Below are 18,151 nucleotides of genomic sequence, written 5' to 3' on the forward strand. Positions count from 1 at the left end.
CGATCAGCTCGGCTTGCGCAAGGCTTCGCGCAGGTCGGGCAGCATCTCGCGCAGGTTGGGCGCGTCCTCGGCCTGCGGGCGCAGGGCCAGGTAGGCTTCCAGATCTTCCAGCGCCGCCTGGGCCTGGCCCAGGTTGGCGTAGGCCAGGCCGCGGTCGCGCTTTTCGGTGATTTCCTCGGGTAGCAGGATCACCAGGCGCTCCTGCACATCCAGCACTTGCTGCCAGCGCTGGCTTTCCATGAAGATGGCCTTGAGGTTGCGCAACATGCGCGCCAGGATTTCGCGTGGATGGGCTGCGCGCAGGTAGGCCGCCAGCGGCAATTCATCGCCGAAGTCTTCTTCCGGGTGATGCGCCAGGAAGGGTTCCAGCCGCTCTTCCAGCTCCTGCCGCGAGAGGCTGGCGCCATTCATGGGATCAAGCACGATTTCACCCGATTGCACCGACAGCTTCATCAGAAAGTGGCCGGGGAAGGACACGCCCTTCATATCCAGCCCGATGTGCTGGGCCAGTTCGATATAGACCACCGCCAATGAGATGGGAATGCCGCGCCGCGTCGAGATGACGCGGTGGATGTAACTGTTATCGGGATCGTAGTAATTGTTGACGTTGCCGGCGAAGGCCATTTCCTGGAAGAAGAAATGGTTCAACATGCGCAGCTTCTGGATCTGCGAGGCATCCGAGGGCAGGCGCTGCTTGAGCTTGGCGGCCAGGTTGTCCAGCGCCATTTCTTCCTCGGCGAAGTCCATTTCGGGATAGAAATCCTGTCCCAGCGTCAAGGCGGATTCGAACAAGGGAATCGAATCGTCCTGGCGCACCAGCGAAGCGAAATAGTCGAGGGAGGTGAGCGTCATGGCACCCATGCTATCAAAATATTGCGCGCTGCGTCAGGTCTGCTGCTTGGGCAGTGAAATTTCTTGTTGCGGGCGGTCCCAGCCTTATCCTCAGCGGCGCGCGATGCGCTTGAATTCACGCAGGTGGAAACCCATCGCAAACAGCGGCCCGAAGTAGGCCAGCGTACACACCACCAGCACCAGCACCAGCGCTCCGATGCGCAACAAGGGATGAGCGCGCAGAGCGACCCAGTCGAAGTGGCCGGCCATCCACAGCGCCACCCCGGCCATGATCAGCAGGGCGCCGGTCAGGCGCACCAGGAACAAGCCCCAGCCCGGACGCGGCACATAGATCTGGCGCCGGCGCAGACCGATGAACAGGCATAGCGCATTGAGGCAAGCGCCCAGGCCGATGGACAGCGCCAGTCCGGCATGGGAGAAGAGCGGCACGAAGAGGCTGTTCATGGCCTGGGTGGCGATGAGGACGCCCACGGCGATCATCACCGGTGTGCGGATATCCTGCTTGGCATAGAAGCCGGGCGCCAGGATCTTGACCAGGATCAGACCCAGCAGGCCGACGCCATAGGCCACCAGCGCGTGGCCGACCATGGTCACCGAGAGCGCATCGAAGCGGCCATAGTGGAACAGGGTGGCCGTCAAGGGTTCGGACAGCGTGGCCAGCCCGACTGCTGCCGGCATGGCCAGCATGAAGGTCAGGCGCAGGCCCCAGTCCAGCAGGGCCGAGTATTCTTCCATGTCATTGGCGGCATGGGCGTTGGACAGGCTGGGCAGCAGGATCGTACCCAGCGCCACACCCAGCAGCGCCGTGGGGAATTCCATCAGGCGATCGGCATAGGTCAGCCAGGACACGCTGCCATGCTGCAGGCGCGAGGCGATGTTGGTGTTGATCATCAGGCTGATCTGGGCCGCCGAGACCGCAAAGACGGCCGGCCCCATCTTCTGCAAGACCCGTTTGACGCCGGCGTCGCGCAGGCCCAGCATGGGGTTCCAGTACAGGCGCGGCAACATGCCGATCTTGATCAAGGCGGGGATTTGGATGGCCACCTGCAGGATGCCGCCCACCAGCACGGCAAAGGCCATGGCATAGATGGGCTGCGCCATGAAGGGCGCCACGAACAGCGAGGCGACGATGAAGGAAACGTTCAACAACACCGAGGTGACCGCCGGGATCTTGAATTCCTTCCAGGTGTTCAGGATGCCCCCGGCCAGCGCCACGAAGGCCATGAAGCCGATGTAGGGGAACATGATGCGGGTCATCAGCACCGAGGCGTGGAAGGCGTCCGGGTCGTATTGCAGGCCGGTGGCGATGAAATAGACCACGAAGGGCGTGGCCACGATGCCCACCACGCAGGTGATGAGCATGACCCACATCAGGGCGGTGGCCACGTGGTCCACCAGATGCTTGGTCTCGTCGTGGCCGCGGCGGTTCTTGTATTCGGCCAGGATGGGCACGAAGGCCTGCGAGAACGCGCCCTCGGCAAACAGCCGGCGCAGCAGGTTGGGAATGCGGAAGGCGATGTTGAAGGCGTCGGTATAGGCGGAAGCGCCAAAGGTACGGGCAAACAGGATTTCCCGGACCAGTCCGCTGATGCGCGAGAGCATCGTCATGCCGGAGATGGCGGCTAGCGTTTTATGCAAGTTCATGGTGCGGCATTATAGCGGGGGGCTGGCGGCGGCGGCCGCAATCGGCGGTGGGTGAGGCTTTGGCGAGGTGGATATGAAGCTTGGCGCAATAGAGTGCGTCTGACAGGGCCAGGTTCGCGGATTGACATGAATTTCTTTACGACAATGGTCGAGGCGAGCCGAGCGGTGTGGGGCGGTATCGCAACGGATAGCGCCGGGTTTACGGTAGAAGCGGACAAGTTGATTGCCTTGTCAGGTAAATCTCGTTATAATCCGATGCTTTACAGAATTTGGCATCGCGAGTCCTAGGGGTTTGCGGCGCAAACGACTCTCGATTTAGGATAATTTTCATGGCAAATACCGCACAGGCACGTAAGCGTGCTCGTCAAGCAGTCAAGCAAAACGCTCACAACTCGAGCCAGCGCTCGACCCTGCGCACCGCAATCAAGGCAGTTCGCAAGGCCATCGCTGCCGGCGACAAGGCTGCAGCAACCTCCGTGTTCCAATCTTCGGTCTCGACCATCGACAGCATCGCCGACAAGAAGATCATCCACAAGAACAAGGCCGCTCGCCACAAGAGCCGCCTGGCTGCTGCCCTGAAGGCCCTGGCTGCTTAATTGCTCCTGGTCTTGAGCTGAAGCGCGGCGGCGCCCGCTTCAGACTGCAGTACAAGAAAAACCGCTTATTGCTAAGCGGTTTTTTGCATTGGTACGACTGACTTGCACTTCTCCTTAGGGCAGGCCTTCCACCTTGCTGCCGGGCTTGATGTTCTTTTGCTTGAACCAGCCCTTGTTCATTTCCAGCGCATAGACCGCTGCGCGCTTGGCACAGTGCGAATCCAGGGTCTGTTCCTTCATTTCCTCGATGTTGATGATGAAGCCTTTTTCATCCATGAAGGCCACCGACAGCGGGATCAGGGTATTTTTCATCCACATGCACACGCCGGCCGGCTGGCCGAACAGGAACAGCATCCCCTCGTTGTCGCCCATCTTTTCGCGGAACATCAGCCCCTGCTCGCGCTCGGCCTCGGTCTGGGCCACTTCGGCCTTGATCAGGTGGATGCCGATATTGAGCTGGGTGGTGGGAAACTTGCGTACCTGCGGCGTTTGCGCGCTGGCGCTGCAGAGGCAGCCAGCGGCCAGCAGGGCGGCGGCGCTGGTCATGAAGAAGCGGGAAAGTGAAGATTGGCGCATGTTCATTATCAATCGTGGGTGGAGTCAGGCAAGGCAAGCAGGATAGCAGCAGCGGGGCAGGGTGTGCACGCGCCTTGCGGGACGGCTGGATGAGGTGGGGATAAATGTCGCCCGGCACGAAGCGAGCGGGCATGAAAAAAGGCAGGACTAGCCTGCCTTTTGAATTGCCAAACGCGAATTACTTGGCTGCGTCAGCTGCTGCGGCCTTCTTTGCCTTCTTTGCCTTCTTGGCCTTCTTCGCCTTCTTGGCCTTCGGAGCAGCGGCTTCAGCCTTCGGTGCTTCCGGAGCGGCCGGAGCTTGTGCGAAAGCGGCAGTTGCGAACAGACCAGCGATCAGAGCGGCGATCAATTTTTTCATTTTGCGTCCTTCAATTCAACATGTTAGGGATGTGAGGCAAACGATGATTCGTGCGAATCACTGCCAATAACGATGGGCGCGTATGAAGGTTGACACCGGTTTTGATCTTTTTTATCGGAATTCTCGAAAAATTGTGCAGGCTTGGGAATGGTATGGTTGTCAGATAGATCACTATTCATGACGCTCTGCATTTTCTACGTCTATTTTTCCAGCTCCAGTGGATCGACTTGGCGCCACTCCCCCGGCATCACCGGATGCGTGGCCAGCGAAAACGGCCCGATGGCAATGCGTATCAGGCGCAGCGTGGGCAGGCCGACGGCCGCCGTCATGCGGCGCACCTGGCGGTTCTTGCCTTCGCTGATGGTCAGCGCAATCCAGCTGGTCGGCAGGTGTTGCCGCTGGCGGATGGGAGGATTGCGTGGCCATAGCCATGCAGGTTCCTGGATCAGCTTGGCGTCGCTGGGCTGGGTCACGAAGTCGCCCAGGTCCAGCGGATCGCGCAGCCGTTGCAGCGCTTGCGGGCTGGCCAGGCCTTCCACCTGGGCCAGGTAGGTCTTGGGCTGTTTGCGGCGCGGGTGGGCGATGGCGTGCTGCAGCTTGCCATCATCGGTGAGCAGCAGCAGGCCCTCGCTGTCGGCATCGAGCCGGCCGGCGGGATAGATGCCGGGAATGTCGAGGTAATCGGCCAGGGTCTGGCGCTGGGGATGGGCGGAGAACTGGCTCATCACGCCGAAGGGTTTGTTCAAGAGGATCAGGGACATGCCTTAGTGTCGCAAAAAGATGGCATTGCGTAAAATCCTGTTGCATAATCGATTGCATATGTCCTGTGTCTTATATAAGACTTGGATGACCTATTCTGGAATTTTCAGGCTGGAAACCCGGAAATCTCTTAAAATTCCCCGCTTGCATGGCAATTCAGGCAAGGGTGCTCTGCCGCCCCTGTACCCGGACTGCTCCTGATGCTTTCTAACGCCACCGCTTCAACCGTCGGAGAACACGATGTCGTATCAACATATCCAGGTGCCTGCCGAAGGGCACAAGATCACCGCCAATGCCGATGACACTCTCAATGTCCCGAACAATCCCATCATCCCCTTCATCATGGGCGATGGCGTGGGCGTGGATGTCACGCCGGTGATGTTGAAGGTGGTGGATGCGGCCGTGGCCAAGGCGTACGGCGGTGCGCGCAAGATCCACTGGATGGAAATCTATGCCGGCGAGAAGGCCACCAAGCTGTATGGCCAGGACGTCTGGCTGCCCGATGAAACCCTGGAGGTGCTCAAGCAGTATCTGGTGTCGATCAAGGGGCCGCTCTCCACGCCGGTGGGCGGCGGTATCCGTTCGCTCAACGTGACCATGCGCCAGCAACTGGACCTGTATGTCTGCCTGCGCCCGGTGCGTTACTTCAAGGGCGTGCCCTCGCCGCTGCGTGAGCCGGAAAAGACCGACATGGTGATCTTCCGCGAGAACTCCGAAGACATCTACGCCGGCATCGAATGGCAGGCCGGCACGCCGGAAGTGAAGAAACTGATCGAGCTGCTGACGCGCGAGATGGGCGTCAAGAAGCTGCGTTTCCCCGAGACCTCTGCGCTGGGCATCAAGCCGGTTTCGCGCGAAGGCACCGAGCGCCTGGTGCGCAAGGCCATCCAGTACGCCATCGACCACGACAAGCCGTCGGTCACGCTGGTGCACAAGGGCAATATCATGAAGTACACCGAAGGTGCCTTCCGCGACTGGGGCTATGCCCTGGCCGGCCGCGAATTCGGTGCCGAGCTGATTGACGATGGTCCGTGGATGCGCCTGAAGAACCCCAAGACCGGCCGTCAGATCATCATCAAGGATGCGATCACCGATGCCTTCTTCCAGCAGGTGCTGATGCGTCCTGCTGAATACAGCGTGATCGCGACCATGAACCTGAACGGCGACTATATCTCCGACGCCGTGGCGGCGCAGGTCGGCGGCATCGGCATCGCGCCGGGCGCCAACATGTCGGATTCGGTGGCGGTGTTCGAAGCCACCCACGGCACCGCGCCCAAGTATGCTGGCAAGGATTATGTGAACCCCGGTTCCATCATCCTCTCGGCGGAAATGATGCTGCGCCATATGGGCTGGATCGAGGCGGCAGACCTGATCATCACGGCCATGCAGAAGTCGGTCTCGGCCAAGCGTGTGACCTATGACTTTGCTCGTCTGCTGGAAGGCGCGACCCAGGTTTCCTGCTCGGGATTTGGCGAAGTGATGATCGAAAACATGTAGGCCTGCCTCGGCAGTAATGATGAAAAAACAACAGCCGGCATCGTCCGGCTGTTTGTTTTGGTGGGGCGGGATGTGATCGGGTGGTGCGGCAGATGGCTAGGTCAAGATAGCCGAGCCAACGAAAAAAGCCCCGCAAGGGCGGGGCTTTTAGAGAAACCGGGGTTTAAGCGGCGTTCTGGATGTTCGATGCTTGCTTGCCCTTGGGGCCTTGCGTAACGTCAAACTGGACTTTTTGACCTTCTTTGAGGGTCTTGAAGCCGTTCATCTGGATTGCGGAGAAGTGTGCGAACAGATCTTCGCCGCCGTCATCCGGAGTGATAAAGCCAAAGCCTTTGGAATCATTGAACCACTTGACAGTACCTGTTGCCATAAAAGCATCTTTCAAAATTAACTATCACACGAGCCGTCAAAGCAAGAAGCATCGCGCGTCACGCAGCCCCCCTTAAACCGTGCCCCCTATCGCATCGATGAGCTGTTACATTTAGTAACTACTAATCAATGAATTCCATTGTTCTCGGTCGAAATGCAAAAGTCAAGCATTTTTCACCTTTGCGTTTGGGGGCTTGTTCAAACGATGGGGAAGATTGCCCTTGATTTAGGATGAATCATCGTCATCTGCACATGGTCCGGAAAACAAGTAATATCTATCTCATCTAGAGGTTACGAGATCATTGTGCGTTGCACAGCTTTTGATGGTCCAATAAACGCATGGCAACCAAGCACGAAAATGATGGCGGTACAGTCCTGGAGCGGCAAGAGGCCAAACTCAAGCCGCCCCCGATGTACCAGGTTTTATTGTTGAACGATGACTATACGCCGATGGAGTTCGTCGTCGCCGTCATCCAGCAGTACTTCAACAAGGACCGTGAAACCGCGACGCAGATCATGCTCAAGGTTCACCGCGATGGGAAGGGAATGTGTGGTGTGTATCCCAAAGATATCGCATCCACTAAAGTGGAACTCGTTTTAACCCACGCTCGAAAGGCAGGGCACCCCCTGCAATGCGTGATGGAGGAAGCATGATTGCGCAGGAACTCGAAGTCAGTTTGCATATGGCCTTTGTCGAAGCCAGACAATCACGTCATGAATTCATTACCGTGGAGCACTTGCTGCTGGCGCTGCTGGATAATCCGTCAGCGGCCGAAGTGTTGCGCGCCTGTTCGGTGAATATTGACGATTTGCGCAAGACGCTGACCAATTTCATCACCGACAATACCCCCACCGTACCTGGTACCAACGAGGTCGATACCCAGCCCACGCTGGGCTTCCAGCGCGTGATCCAGCGCGCCATCATGCACGTGCAGTCGGCCTCCAACGGCAAGAAGGAAGTCACCGGCGCCAACGTGCTGGTGGCCATCTTCGGCGAGAAGGATTCGCACGCGGTCTACTACCTGCACCAGCAGGGCGTGACCCGCCTGGACGTGGTCAACTTCATCTCGCACGGCGTGCGCAAGGACCAGCAGACCGATCCGCAGAAGGCCCCGGAAGGCGCAGAAGATGTGCAAGCCGAAGGCCAGCAGAAGGAAAGCCCGCTGGACCAGTTCACCCAGAACCTGAACAAGGCCGCCGCCGAAGGCAAGATCGATCCGCTGATCGGCCGCGAGTCCGAAGTCGAGCGCGTCATCCAAACGCTGTGCCGCCGCCGCAAGAACAACCCGCTGCTGGTGGGCGAAGCCGGCGTGGGCAAGACCGCCATCGCCGAAGGCCTGGCCTGGCGCGTGACGCAAGGCGATGTGCCGGAGATCCTGAAGAATGCCGTCGTGTATTCGCTGGACATGGGCGCGCTGCTGGCCGGTACCAAGTACCGCGGCGACTTCGAGCAGCGTCTGAAGGCCGTGCTCAAGCAATTGAAGGACAGCCCCAACGGCATCCTCTTCATCGACGAAATCCACACCATCATCGGTGCGGGTTCGGCTTCGGGCGGCACGCTGGATGCGTCCAACCTGTTGAAGCCTGCGCTCTCCAGCGGTCAGTTGAAGTGCATTGGCGCCACCACCTACACCGAATTCCGTGGCGTCTTCGAGAAGGATCACGCACTGTCGCGTCGCTTCCAGAAGATCGATGTGAACGAACCGACGGTGGAACAGACCGTGCAGATCCTGCGCGGCCTGAAGTCCAAGTTCGAGGAACACCACGGTGTGAAGTATTCTGCTTCTGCGCTCACTTCGGCCGCTGAACTGGCTGCCCGCTTCATCAATGACCGTCACCTGCCCGACAAGGCCATCGACGTGATCGACGAAGCCGGTGCCGCCCAGCGCATCCTGCCCAAGTCCAAGCAGAAGAAGACCATCGGCAAGCCGGAAATCGAGGAAATCATTTCCAAGATCGCCCGCATCCCGCCGCAATCCGTCAACCAGGACGACCGCGCCAAGCTGCAGACCATCGAGCGCGACCTGAAGAACGTGGTGTTCGGCCAGGATCCGGCCATCGAAGCACTGGCCTCGGCCATCAAGATGGCCCGTGCCGGCCTGGGCAAGACCGACAAGCCGATCGGCTCCTTCCTGTTCTCCGGTCCGACCGGCGTGGGCAAGACCGAAGTGGCCAAGCAACTGGCCTTCATCCTGGGCATCGAGCTGGTGCGTTTCGACATGTCCGAGTACATGGAGCGCCATGCCGTGAGCCGCCTGATCGGCGCGCCCCCGGGCTACGTTGGTTTCGATCAGGGCGGCCTGTTGACCGAAGCCGTCAACAAGAAGCCGCACGCCGTGCTGCTGCTGGATGAAATCGAGAAGGCGCACCCCGACATCTTCAACATCCTGTTGCAGGTGATGGACCATGGCACGCTGACCGACAACAACGGCCGCAAGACCGACTTCCGCAACGTGATCATCATCATGACCACCAATGCGGGCGCCGAGAGCTTGCAGAAGCGCACCATCGGCTTCACCGAGAAGAAGGAAGCCGGCGACGAAATGGCGGACATCAAGCGCATGTTCACCCCGGAGTTCCGCAACCGTCTGGATGCCATCATCAGCTTCCGCCCGCTGGACGAGGAAATCATCCTGCGCGTGGTCGACAAGTTCTTGATGCAGCTGGAAGAGCAACTGCACGAGAAGAAGGTGGAAGCCGTCTTCTCCGACAGTCTGCGCAAGTTCCTGGGCAAGAAGGGCTTCGATCCGTTGATGGGGGCACGCCCGATGTCGCGCCTGATCCAGGATCTGATCCGCAAGGCGCTGGCCGACGAACTGCTGTTCGGCAAGCTGGTCAGCGGCGGCCGCGTGACGGTGGAGATGGACGACAAGGATCAGATCAAGCTGGACTTCCCCGAGGGCGACGATTCGTCCCCGCCGGAAGAGCCGCAAGAGAAGCTCGAAGTCGAATAAGCCGCATCAGCCAGACCAACAAGGCCACGCCGGGAAACCGGCGTGGCCTTTTGTTTTGCAAATTGCTTCACCCTCAATCAGCAAACAAAAACGGCGCGGTCTTGAACTGCACCGCGCCGTCTTCACGTCAATTGCTTCATCTCACCGCATTTACGGCACCAGCGGCTTGCCCGCCTCCTGCTTGGCCTTCACGATCTGCGTCACCTTCTCGATCATCGCCAGGCGATAAGCGGTGGAGGGATGCAGTGCCGTATAGCCATTGGGCACGCTGGCCGGATACTGGTCCGCCAGGCGCTTCCAGAAGGCCGGTACGTTGTCGATGTTGTAGCCGGCGCGCGCCAGCAGGTACAGCGAGAGCGTATCGGCAGCCGCATCCAGATCCTGCGGATAGACGCGGATACCCGCTGTACCTGCGGTGGTGGTCGGGTCCGGATGCGGCAGCAGCAGGTTGTCGATCACTTCGGCAATCGTCGAAACCATGCGCTGGCGGATGGCGTGACCGAGGATGTTGTGCGCCATGTCCTTGGCGATCAGGTAGGCCAGTTCATCATCGGACTGGGTGAACTTGAGCATCCCGCGGGTAATGAGCACGCGGCGGCCATCGGCATAGGTGTTGACGTTGTCGGCATTGCCCAGCTCGATGCTGAAGGCGCAGGCATAGGTCAGCGGTACGTTGACCACGCTGTTCTGGCCGTTACGCTGTATGCCCAGGGCAATCGGCGCCTTCTTGACCACCAGCGGACTTAACAGTACCGCCGCCTGGCGTTCGGCATCGGTGCCTTGCGGCATGGGCTTGCCGGCCACCGAGATCAGCACGTCGCCGCGCTGGATACCGGCTTGCTCGGCGCCACTGCCAGGCAGTACGCCCGTGACCTGCAGGCGATCGTCATAGCCCAGGCTGCGCGCCGTGTCGGCGAATTCGATGGGGAAGGAATACTTGTTCTTTGCCGTGAACCCCAGAAGGTTGCGGGCATTGCCGCGGCAGAGCTGGGCATTGTTGGTCAATAGCGGCGCGGCCACGCGGTAGAGGCGGTCCTGTTGATTGATCAGTTCGCGCAATTGCTGCTGCTGGGGATTGTCGACCACCGGGCGCGGAGCCGGGGCGGTCACGGTGACCGGTTTGCTCGGAGTGGCCGGCGCCGGGCCGGGTTCCTGCGTGGCGCAGGCGGCCAGGATGGCCAGTGGTGCCAGGGTGGCGAGAGTCTTCAGTTTCTGCCACGCGGGCAGGGGGGATACGGTCATGCGGTTCTCCATCAGTGTTTGCCTGTGCTACCGAAACCACCGGCGCCGCGTTCGCTGCTATCGAATTCTTCCACAACATTGAAGCCGACTTGCAGGACCGGCACGATGACCAGCTGCGCCAGACGTTCCATGGGATTTAGGACAAACTCGGTACTGCCGCGGTTCCATGTCGAGATCATCAACTGACCCTGGTAGTCCGAATCGATCAAGCCCACCAGGTTGCCCAGTACGATGCCATGCTTGTGGCCCATGCCGCTGCGCGGCAAGATCACCGCCGCGTAGTTGGGATCGGCCAGGTGGATGGCCAGGCCCGTCGGGACCAGGTGGGTGGCACCCGGCGCCAGCGTGAGCGGGGCATCGATGCAGGCCCGCAGGTCCAGGCCGGCGCTGCCGGGGGTGGCATACGCCGGCAGCTGGTCTTTCATGCGGGGGTCGAGGATCTTGATGTCGATGGTCTTCATGGATGCGTAGTCGAGTACAAAAGAGACAAATGAAACGAAAGAGTACAAAAAACTAAAGGCGACAAAAGACACGGCCCGCAAGACGCGGGCCGCGTGGCTCAGGCACTCATGCGGCGCGCAATCTCGCGCACCAGCTGGCGTGCCAGGGTTTGCTTGTCGGCTTGCGGCAGGGCGCTGTGGCCCTGGTCGTCGAACAGCATCAGGGCGTTATCATCGCGGCCGAAGGTCTGGTGGCCGATATTGCCCACCAGCAGTGGAATATTCTTCCTGATCCGCTTGGCCGCACCGTATTGCTCCAGGTTTTCCGATTCCGCTGCAAAGCCCACGCAATACGGACGTTGGGGCAGGGCGGCGACCGCGGCCAGGATGTCGGGGTTCTGGACGAACTCCAGGTGCGGCGTGTCCTGTTGGTCCTGTTTCTTCAGTTTCTGCGCGCTGGCATTGGCCACCCGCCAGTCAGCGACGGCCGCGACGGCCACGAACAGGTCTTTTTCCTTCACATGGGCCATTACCGCCTCATACATCTGCTGCGCCGTCTGCACGTCCACCCGGTGCACGCCGTAGGGCGTCTCCAGTGCCGTCGGGCCGGACACCAGGGTCACCTCGGCGCCCGCCTCACGGGCGGCACGGGCAATCGCATAGCCCATCTTGCCGGAGGATAGATTGGTGATGCCGCGTACCGGATCGATGGGCTCGAAGGTCGGCCCGGCGGTCAGCAGCACACGACGGCCCGCCAGTAGCTTGGGCTGGAAGGCGGCGATGATGTCTTCCAGCAGTTGCGCCGGCTCCAGCATCCGGCCTTCGCCGACTTCACCGCAGGCCTGGGCACCGGCATCCGGGCCCAGCAGCACGATGCCGTCTTCCTGGATCTGGCGCACGTTGCGCTGGGTGGCCGGGTTCTGCCACATCTCCACGTTCATGGCCGGCGCCACCAGCAGCGGCACGCGTGCCGGACGGGCCACGCACAGCGTCGAGAGCAGGTCGTCACACACCCCGTGGGCCAGCTTGGCGATGAAGTCGGTGGAACAGGGCACGATCACTACCGCATCGGCATCGCGGGTGAGATTGATGTGCGGCATGTTGTTGTCCATGCGCGCGTCCCATTGGTCGGTGTAGACCGGGTTGCCGGTCAACGCCTGCATGGTCACCGCCGTCATGAAGTGGGTCGCACCCTCGGTCATCACCACGTGCACCGAGGCGCCGGCGCGGCCCAGTTCGCGCGCCAGCATGGCAGCCTTGTAGCAGGCCACGCCGCCGGTCAGTCCCAGTACGATTTTCTTGCCAGCCAGATCCATGTCTTGCTCCCGGAATGCGGCGCGCCGCAGGCGTGTTCGGTGTTGCCCTACTTCTTCGATACCCGGCGCAGTTCGTCCACGACGAACAATACCGCACCCAGGCAAATCGCACTATCGGCCAGGTTGAAGGCCGGCCAGTGCCAGTTGCCCACATACACGTCCAGGAAGTCGATCACGTGACCATAGACCACGCGGTCGATCACGTTGCCAATCGCACCGCCCAGGATCAGCGCCAGCGCCCAGCAGAACATGCGCTGGCCCGGATGCCTGCGTAGCAGGTGGATGATGAAGATGGCGGCGCCGATGCCGATGGCAGTGAACAGATAACGCTGCCAGCCACCGCTGGCGGCCAGGAAGCTGAACGCCGCCCCCTTGTTGTAGACCAGCACCAGGTTGAAGAAACCGGTGATGGGCAGCGACTCGCCATAGTGGAACAGTTTCAGGATGGTGATCTTGGAGAGCTGGTCCAGCAGCAGCACGATGGTGGCGATGCCCAGCCAGGGCAGCAGCCCTTGCGTGGAGGACGAAGAACCGGAAGAGGAGGAGCGCTTTTTGGTTGCCATGGATGTTCTTGTTGGAGTGGGCTGCCCGCTGCAGAACAGCGCAGCGGGCAGCTTGCAAGGCCGTCTTTGCCCGGATCAGGCGAATTGACGTGGTTCGCCCTGGCCGAACAGATTGCTGTAGCAGCGGCCGCACAGGCCAGGATGGTCGGCATGAGACCCGACATCGGCGCGATAGTGCCAGCAGCGTTCACATTTCTGGTGCGTCGAGGGGGTGACCACCACGGCTTCCTCTTCCGCCGTGGCCACTGGCGTAACACGCGCAGCCGAGGTGATGAGCACGAACTTCAGATCGTCGCCCAGGCTCTCCAGCAGGGCCGCCTTCTCGCCCGACACCTTCAGTTCCACCTCGGCCTGCAGGGAAGAACCGATGCTGCCGGCAATACGCACTTCTTCCAGTTGCTTGGTCACCGCTGCGCGCACTTCATGCAGCACCGCGAACTTGGACAGCAGGGCATCCGCGTCAGCCACTTCCGGCAGGGTGTAATAGACCTGCGAGAAGATGGTTTCGCCGCTGGCCTCATAGGCTTCCTTGCTGGCGAAGTAGCGCCAGGCTTCTTCGGCGGTGAAGGACAGGATCGGTGCCATCAGGCGCAGCAGCGACTGCGTGATGTGCCACACGGCGCTCTGGGCCGAGCGGCGTGCCGCCGACTCCACGCCGCTGGTGTAGAGGCGGTCCTTGAGGATGTCCAGGTAGAAGCCGCCCAGGTCTTCCGAGCAGTACATCTGCAGCTTGGCCACCACCGGGTGGAATTCATAGGTCTCGAAGTGCGCCAGCACCTCCGCTTGCAGGCGCGCCATGTTGGCGATCGCATAGCGGTCGATTTCCAGCATCTCGGCCACCGGCACGGCATGTTGCGTCGGGTCGAAGTCGGACGTGTTGGCCAGCAGGAAGCGCAGGGTGTTGCGGATGCGGCGGTAGGCTTCCACCACGCGCTTCAAGATTTCATCCGAGATCGACAGCTCGCCCGAATAGTCGGTCGAGGCCACCCACAGGCGCAGGATTTCTGCACCCAGCGAATCCGAGACCTTTTGCGGGGCCACCACGTTGCCCTTGGACTTGGACATCTTCTTGCCCTCGCCATCGACCACGAAGCCGTGCGTGAGCAGGGCCTTGTAGGGCGCGCGGCCATTCAACATGGAGGAGGTCAAGAGCGACGAGTGGAACCAGCCACGGTGCTGGTCCGAACCTTCCAGGTAGAGGTCGGCCGGGAATTGCGACTGCTGTGCGTGCGAGCCGCGCAGCACGGTCTGGTGGGTGGTGCCGGAATCGAACCAGACGTCCAGCGTGTCGCGGTTCTTGACGTAGTGCTCGGCGTCCGCGCCCAGCAATTCCTTGGGGTCCAGTGCCTGCCAGGCTTCGATGCCGCTCTTCTCGATGCGCTGGGCGACCTGTTCGATCAGCTCCGGCGTGCGCGGGTGCAATTCACCCGTTTCCTTGTGCACGAAGAAGGCCATCGGCACGCCCCACTGGCGCTGGCGCGACAGCGTCCAGTCTGGACGGTTGGCGATCATGCCGTGCAGGCGCGCCTTGCCCCAGCCGGGGAAGAAGGCGGTGTCCTCGATGCCTTGCAGCGCAGTCTGGCGCAGGCTGGGGCCGCCATCCTTGGGCGTGTTGTCCATGCTGGCGAACCATTGCGAGGTAGCGCGATAGATGATCGGGCTCTTGTGGCGCCAGCAGTGCATGTAGCTGTGGCTGAACATGACCAGCTTGAACAGCGAACCCATTTCGGCGAGCTTGTCACAGATGGGCTTGGAGGCTTCCCAGATGGTGAGTCCGGCAAACAGCGGCAGCCAGGAGGCATAGCGGCCATCGCCCATGACCGGGTTGAGGATGTCGTCATCCTTCATCCCGTGCGCCTTGCAGGAGATGAAGTCTTCGATACCGTAGGCTGGCGACGAGTGCACGATGCCGGTGCCGCTGTCGGCGGTCACATACTCGCCCAGGAATACCGGCGAGAGACGGTCATAACCGGCATCGGCCTTGGCCAGCGGATGGTGGAAGCGGATCAGCGAGAGCTTCTCGCCGGTGGTGGTGGCGATGACCTTGCCTTCCAGGCCGAAGCGTTCCAGGCAGGAGGCCACCAGATCCTTGGCCAGGATCAGCAGGGTGGCTTCGCCATTGCGGGTGGTCTCGACCAGCGCGTAGTCGAATTCGGGATGCACGTTCAGCGCCTGGTTGGCCGGGATGGTCCAGGGCGTGGTGGTCCAGATGACGATGTAGCCGTTGCGGGTCGGCAGCTCGGTCAGGCCGAAGGCGGTGGCGACCTTGTCATGTTCGGCGAAGGGGAAGCCGACGTCGATGGCCGGGTCGCGCTTGTCCTGATATTCGACCTCGGCTTCGGCCAGCGCCGAGCCGCAGTCGAAGCACCAGTTCACGGGCTTTAAACCGCGATAGACGTAGCCCTTCTCCAGGATCTTGCCGAGGGCGCGCAGCTCATCGGCTTCGTTGGAGAAGTTCATGGTCTTGTAGGGGTTGTCCCACTCACCCAGCACGCCCAGGCGGATGAAGTCGGCCTTCTGGCGTTCGATCTGTTCGCCCGCATAGGTGCGTGCCTTGGCCTGCACCTCGGCCACCGGCAGGTTCTTGCCGAACTGTTTTTCGATCTGGATCTCGATGGGCATCCCGTGGCAATCCCAGCCCGGCACGTATTGGGCGTCGAAGCCGGCCATGTTGCGCGCCTTGACGATGGTGTCCTTCAAGATCTTGTTGACGGCGTGGCCGATGTGGATGTCACCGTTGGCATACGGCGGACCATCATGCAGGATGAACTTGGGGCGACCGGCCGAGGCCTTGCGGATGCGCTGGTAGACCTTCTTTTCCTGCCATTCCTTGACCCATTGCGGCTCGCGCTTGGCGAGGTCGCCGCGCATGGGGAAGGCGGTCTCGGTCATGTTGACCGGGTACTTGGAAGGGGCCTTGCCGGCTTTTTCCGGTTTGCCTGGCTTGGCGGAGGATTCGTTGTTGGACATGACAAGACTTTCGTTGAATGCAGGTTGATTCAGGAGCCGCGCGCGGCAAGATGCACGCTGGCGAAATGCAGGAAGGGGCGGCTGGACGGCTGCGGGAGCGGGGCTCCGGCAGCCGCCCAGCGTTCAAATTCGGTCGGTGGCCGAGACCGCGAAGCCGGCGTTTTCGCGGAACCAGGCGCGAGCATGGTCGACATCGCGTGCGATGGCGGTGGTCAGCGTGGGCAGATCGACGTACTTTTCTTCATCGCGCAGCTTCTTGAGGAATTCCACCCGCACCAGCTTGCCGTAGCAGTCGCCCTGGAAATCCAGCAGATGGGTTTCCAGCAGCACGCGGCCGCTGTCGTTCACCGTCGGGCGCACCCCCAGGCTGGCCACGGCCGGCAGAGGATGGTCGGCCAACCCATGCACCTGCACCACGAAGATGCCCGACAAGGCCGGGCGCTTGTGGCCTACGCGCATGTTCAGGGTGGGGAAGCCGATGGTGCGGCCCAGCTTCTTGCCGTGCACCACGCGCCCGCTGATGACATAGGGATGGCCCAGCAACTGGCGCGACAGCTCGAAATCGGCCGCTGCCAGCGCCTCGCGCACGGCCGATGACGAAATGCGCACGCCGGCATTGGTCACCGTGGGCAGTGCATGAACCGCGAAACCGTAGTGTTGGCCGGCCTCGACCAGGGTGGCCAGGGTGCCGGCGCGGCGCGCACCGAAGCAGAAGTCGTCACCCACCATCAGCCAGCGCACGTGCAGGCCCTGGACCAGGATCTTCTCGATGAAGTCCTGCGGGGAGAGGGCGGCGAAGTGGCTGCCGAAGTGCTCCACCACCACGCGGTCGATACCGGAGTTGGCCAGTGCTTCGAGCTTGTCGCGCAGGTTGGCGATGCGCGCCGGGGCGCGTTCGGGAGTACCGGCCAGTTGGGCGAAGAATTCTCGCGGATGCGGTTCGAAGGTCATCACCGCCGCGTCCAGCCCCAGTGTGCCGGCGGCCTCGCGCACGCGCGCCAGCAAGGCCTGGTGGCCCAGATGCACGCCGTCGAAATTGCCGATGGTCAGCGCGCACGGGGCGCGCGATTCGGCTGTAGGAAGTCCGCGAAATACCTTCATTGAGCCGCTGGAAAGATGCGCTGTTGCAAAAGCCTTCCATTATAAATGGTTTCGGAGGCTTTCCTTGATTTGGTGGCAGGATCGCGGCGATCAAGGCGCTGGACGCGGATATCCAGCGCAGTTTTTCACATTTCCAGAGGGAAATGTTGGCAATCCTTCATATGAAGGATTCTTCCAGGCAGCTTCAGCGGGCCGCCGCCGCCTCGGGCTCCTGCCACTGGCGTGCCTCAGCCAGCATCCAGATAGTGATCTTTCTGACTTCCAGCTTGCTTTGCGTAATGTGGGCGCGCAGCAGGATCTGGGCTTCGGTGGACTTGCGCTTGGCGATCAGTTGCAGGATCTTGCCGTGCTCCTCGTAGGTGGCCTCGATGCGCTTTTTCTTGAGGAAGTCCAGACGGCGCACGATGCGGATCTTTTCGGTGACCTCGGTATGCACCCGGGTCATTTCCTGGTTGCCGGCCGCAGCTACCAGATTGGTGTGGAAGGCTTCATCCAGTTCGGCCACCCGGACGGCGTCGGCTTCGCGCGCTTCGGGCTCGACCAGCCAGATGGCATTCAACTGCTCCAGTGCGGCCGTGGCTTGCTGCTGGCTGCACAGTTTGTCCAGTGCCGCCATCTCCAGCACGATGCGCAGGTCGTAGAGATTGTCGAGGCGGTCGAAGTCGATCGGACAGACCTTCCAGCCGCGCCTGAAACCCACCTCCAGGTAGCCCTCGCGCTGTAGCCGGAACAGCGCATCGCGCAGCGGCGTGCGCGAGACACCCTGGCGCTGGGCCATCTCGGTCTCGGTGAAATTGTCGCCCGGCAGCAGGCGGAAGCTGAAGATGTCGTCCTTGATCCGGTGATAGACCTGTTCGGCGAGCGGGTTGGCGACGGTGACGGTCATGGTGCGGGTATTCTGGTTCGGTGGGGCG

17 protein-coding genes are annotated in these 18,151 nt (G+C 61.3%); 4 read left to right on the forward strand and 13 right to left on the reverse strand.

Annotated features, from left to right (window positions below; all coding sequences use genetic code 11):
* Positions 1-3 precede the first annotated feature (3 nt).
* Positions 4-852 (reverse strand): SirB1 family protein, encoded by an 849-nt coding sequence (locus tag RC54_RS06550; protein WP_061790256.1) that lies wholly within the window; start codon positions 850-852, stop codon positions 4-6.
* A 90-nt stretch (positions 853-942) separates the two neighbouring features.
* Entirely contained in the window at positions 943-2,496 is a 1,554-nt protein-coding gene (murJ, locus tag RC54_RS06555; protein WP_061790240.1) for a murein biosynthesis integral membrane protein MurJ, read from the reverse strand.
* A gap of 329 nt (positions 2,497-2,825) precedes the next feature.
* Here murJ and rpsT point away from each other — a divergent pair, with 329 nt between their 5' ends.
* On the forward strand, positions 2,826-3,092 hold the full coding sequence (gene rpsT, locus RC54_RS06560) for a 30S ribosomal protein S20 (RefSeq protein ID WP_006463174.1): 267 nt from the start codon (positions 2,826-2,828) through the stop codon (positions 3,090-3,092).
* A 114-nt stretch (positions 3,093-3,206) separates the two neighbouring features.
* On the opposite strand, the gene RC54_RS06565 is transcribed toward rpsT, so the two are convergent.
* From RC54_RS06565 to RC54_RS06575, 3 genes are all read right to left on the reverse strand, one after another.
* Positions 3,207-3,668 (reverse strand): DUF192 domain-containing protein, encoded by a 462-nt coding sequence (locus RC54_RS06565; protein WP_058894675.1) that lies wholly within the window; start codon positions 3,666-3,668, stop codon positions 3,207-3,209.
* A gap of 178 nt (positions 3,669-3,846) precedes the next feature.
* The gene (locus tag RC54_RS06570) at positions 3,847-4,026 is read right to left on the reverse strand and encodes a hypothetical protein (RefSeq protein ID WP_058894676.1); all 180 of its coding nucleotides are present in this window, start codon (positions 4,024-4,026) and stop codon (positions 3,847-3,849) included.
* A 200-nt stretch (positions 4,027-4,226) separates the two neighbouring features.
* Positions 4,227-4,787, reverse strand: coding sequence for a pseudouridine synthase (locus tag RC54_RS06575; RefSeq protein ID WP_061790241.1), 561 nt, complete (start codon positions 4,785-4,787; stop codon positions 4,227-4,229).
* A gap of 238 nt (positions 4,788-5,025) precedes the next feature.
* On the opposite strand from RC54_RS06575, the gene icd reads away from it, so the two are divergent.
* The gene (gene icd / locus RC54_RS06580; RefSeq protein WP_058894678.1) at positions 5,026-6,282 is read left to right on the forward strand and encodes an NADP-dependent isocitrate dehydrogenase; all 1,257 of its coding nucleotides are present in this window, start codon (positions 5,026-5,028) and stop codon (positions 6,280-6,282) included.
* 163 nt (positions 6,283-6,445) lie between these two features.
* Here icd and cspE read toward each other — a convergent pair whose 3' ends face one another.
* Positions 6,446-6,652, reverse strand: coding sequence for a transcription antiterminator/RNA stability regulator CspE (cspE, locus tag RC54_RS06585; protein ID WP_006463169.1), 207 nt, complete (start codon positions 6,650-6,652; stop codon positions 6,446-6,448).
* 338 nt (positions 6,653-6,990) lie between these two features.
* On the opposite strand from cspE, the gene clpS reads away from it, so the two are divergent.
* Both clpS and clpA read left to right on the forward strand, forming a co-directional pair.
* Entirely contained in the window at positions 6,991-7,305 is a 315-nt protein-coding gene (gene clpS, locus RC54_RS06590; RefSeq protein ID WP_034330154.1) for an ATP-dependent Clp protease adapter ClpS, read from the forward strand.
* Positions 7,302-9,605, forward strand: coding sequence for an ATP-dependent Clp protease ATP-binding subunit ClpA (gene clpA / locus RC54_RS06595; protein WP_017453644.1), 2,304 nt, complete (start codon positions 7,302-7,304; stop codon positions 9,603-9,605). The genes clpS and clpA overlap by 4 nt, the downstream gene beginning before the upstream one ends.
* A 150-nt stretch (positions 9,606-9,755) precedes the next feature.
* On the opposite strand, the gene RC54_RS06600 is transcribed toward clpA, so the two are convergent.
* From RC54_RS06600 to RC54_RS06630, 7 genes are all read right to left on the reverse strand, one after another.
* On the reverse strand, positions 9,756-10,847 hold the full coding sequence (locus RC54_RS06600; RefSeq protein ID WP_244216453.1) for a M48 family metallopeptidase: 1,092 nt from the start codon (positions 10,845-10,847) through the stop codon (positions 9,756-9,758).
* A gap of 11 nt (positions 10,848-10,858) precedes the next feature.
* On the reverse strand, positions 10,859-11,308 hold the full coding sequence (dut, locus tag RC54_RS06605; protein WP_017453646.1) for a dUTP diphosphatase: 450 nt from the start codon (positions 11,306-11,308) through the stop codon (positions 10,859-10,861).
* 98 nt (positions 11,309-11,406) lie between these two features.
* Positions 11,407-12,603 (reverse strand): bifunctional phosphopantothenoylcysteine decarboxylase/phosphopantothenate--cysteine ligase CoaBC, encoded by a 1,197-nt coding sequence (gene coaBC / locus RC54_RS06610; RefSeq protein WP_061790243.1) that lies wholly within the window; start codon positions 12,601-12,603, stop codon positions 11,407-11,409.
* A 47-nt stretch (positions 12,604-12,650) separates the two neighbouring features.
* Positions 12,651-13,166 (reverse strand): signal peptidase II, encoded by a 516-nt coding sequence (gene lspA / locus RC54_RS06615; RefSeq protein WP_058894681.1) that lies wholly within the window; start codon positions 13,164-13,166, stop codon positions 12,651-12,653.
* A 75-nt stretch (positions 13,167-13,241) separates the two neighbouring features.
* A complete protein-coding gene (gene ileS / locus RC54_RS06620) occupies positions 13,242-16,136 on the reverse strand; it encodes an isoleucine--tRNA ligase (protein WP_058894682.1) in 2,895 nt (964 codons plus the stop codon).
* Between the two features lie 123 nt (positions 16,137-16,259).
* Entirely contained in the window at positions 16,260-17,237 is a 978-nt protein-coding gene (locus tag RC54_RS06625; protein ID WP_061790244.1) for a bifunctional riboflavin kinase/FAD synthetase, read from the reverse strand.
* A gap of 184 nt (positions 17,238-17,421) precedes the next feature.
* Complete coding sequence (locus RC54_RS06630) at positions 17,422-18,123, reverse strand: GntR family transcriptional regulator (RefSeq protein ID WP_058894684.1); 702 nt, start codon at positions 18,121-18,123, stop codon at positions 17,422-17,424.
* Positions 18,124-18,151 lie beyond the last annotated feature (28 nt).

Source organism: Herbaspirillum rubrisubalbicans (genome assembly GCF_003719195.1).
Classification (GTDB): Bacteria; Pseudomonadota; Gammaproteobacteria; order Burkholderiales; family Burkholderiaceae_D; genus Herbaspirillum; species Herbaspirillum rubrisubalbicans.

Bases quoted from the DNA above. Each gene is read 5' to 3' on its own strand.
- icd (WP_058894678.1), top strand. From the start codon at position 5,026: ATGTCGTATCAACATATCCAGGTGCCTGCCGAAGGGCACAAGATCACC.
- RC54_RS06630 (WP_058894684.1), bottom strand. From the start codon at position 18,123: ATGACCGTCACCGTCGCCAACCCGCTCGCCGAACAGGTCTATCACCGG.
- RC54_RS06625 (WP_061790244.1), bottom strand. From the start codon at position 17,237: ATGAAGGTATTTCGCGGACTTCCTACAGCCGAATCGCGCGCCCCGTGC.
- dut (WP_017453646.1), bottom strand. From the start codon at position 11,308: ATGAAGACCATCGACATCAAGATCCTCGACCCCCGCATGAAAGACCAG.
- ileS (WP_058894682.1), bottom strand. From the start codon at position 16,136: ATGTCCAACAACGAATCCTCCGCCAAGCCAGGCAAACCGGAAAAAGCC.
- clpS (WP_034330154.1), top strand. From the start codon at position 6,991: ATGGCAACCAAGCACGAAAATGATGGCGGTACAGTCCTGGAGCGGCAA.
- RC54_RS06600 (WP_244216453.1), bottom strand. From the start codon at position 10,847: ATGACCGTATCCCCCCTGCCCGCGTGGCAGAAACTGAAGACTCTCGCC.
- RC54_RS06575 (WP_061790241.1), bottom strand. From the start codon at position 4,787: ATGTCCCTGATCCTCTTGAACAAACCCTTCGGCGTGATGAGCCAGTTC.
- lspA (WP_058894681.1), bottom strand. From the start codon at position 13,166: ATGGCAACCAAAAAGCGCTCCTCCTCTTCCGGTTCTTCGTCCTCCACG.
- RC54_RS06570 (WP_058894676.1), bottom strand. From the start codon at position 4,026: ATGAAAAAATTGATCGCCGCTCTGATCGCTGGTCTGTTCGCAACTGCC.
- RC54_RS06565 (WP_058894675.1), bottom strand. From the start codon at position 3,668: ATGCGCCAATCTTCACTTTCCCGCTTCTTCATGACCAGCGCCGCCGCC.
- coaBC (WP_061790243.1), bottom strand. From the start codon at position 12,603: ATGGATCTGGCTGGCAAGAAAATCGTACTGGGACTGACCGGCGGCGTG.
- RC54_RS06550 (WP_061790256.1), bottom strand. From the start codon at position 852: ATGACGCTCACCTCCCTCGACTATTTCGCTTCGCTGGTGCGCCAGGAC.
- clpA (WP_017453644.1), top strand. From the start codon at position 7,302: ATGATTGCGCAGGAACTCGAAGTCAGTTTGCATATGGCCTTTGTCGAA.
- murJ (WP_061790240.1), bottom strand. From the start codon at position 2,496: ATGAACTTGCATAAAACGCTAGCCGCCATCTCCGGCATGACGATGCTC.
- rpsT (WP_006463174.1), top strand. From the start codon at position 2,826: ATGGCAAATACCGCACAGGCACGTAAGCGTGCTCGTCAAGCAGTCAAG.
- cspE (WP_006463169.1), bottom strand. From the start codon at position 6,652: ATGGCAACAGGTACTGTCAAGTGGTTCAATGATTCCAAAGGCTTTGGC.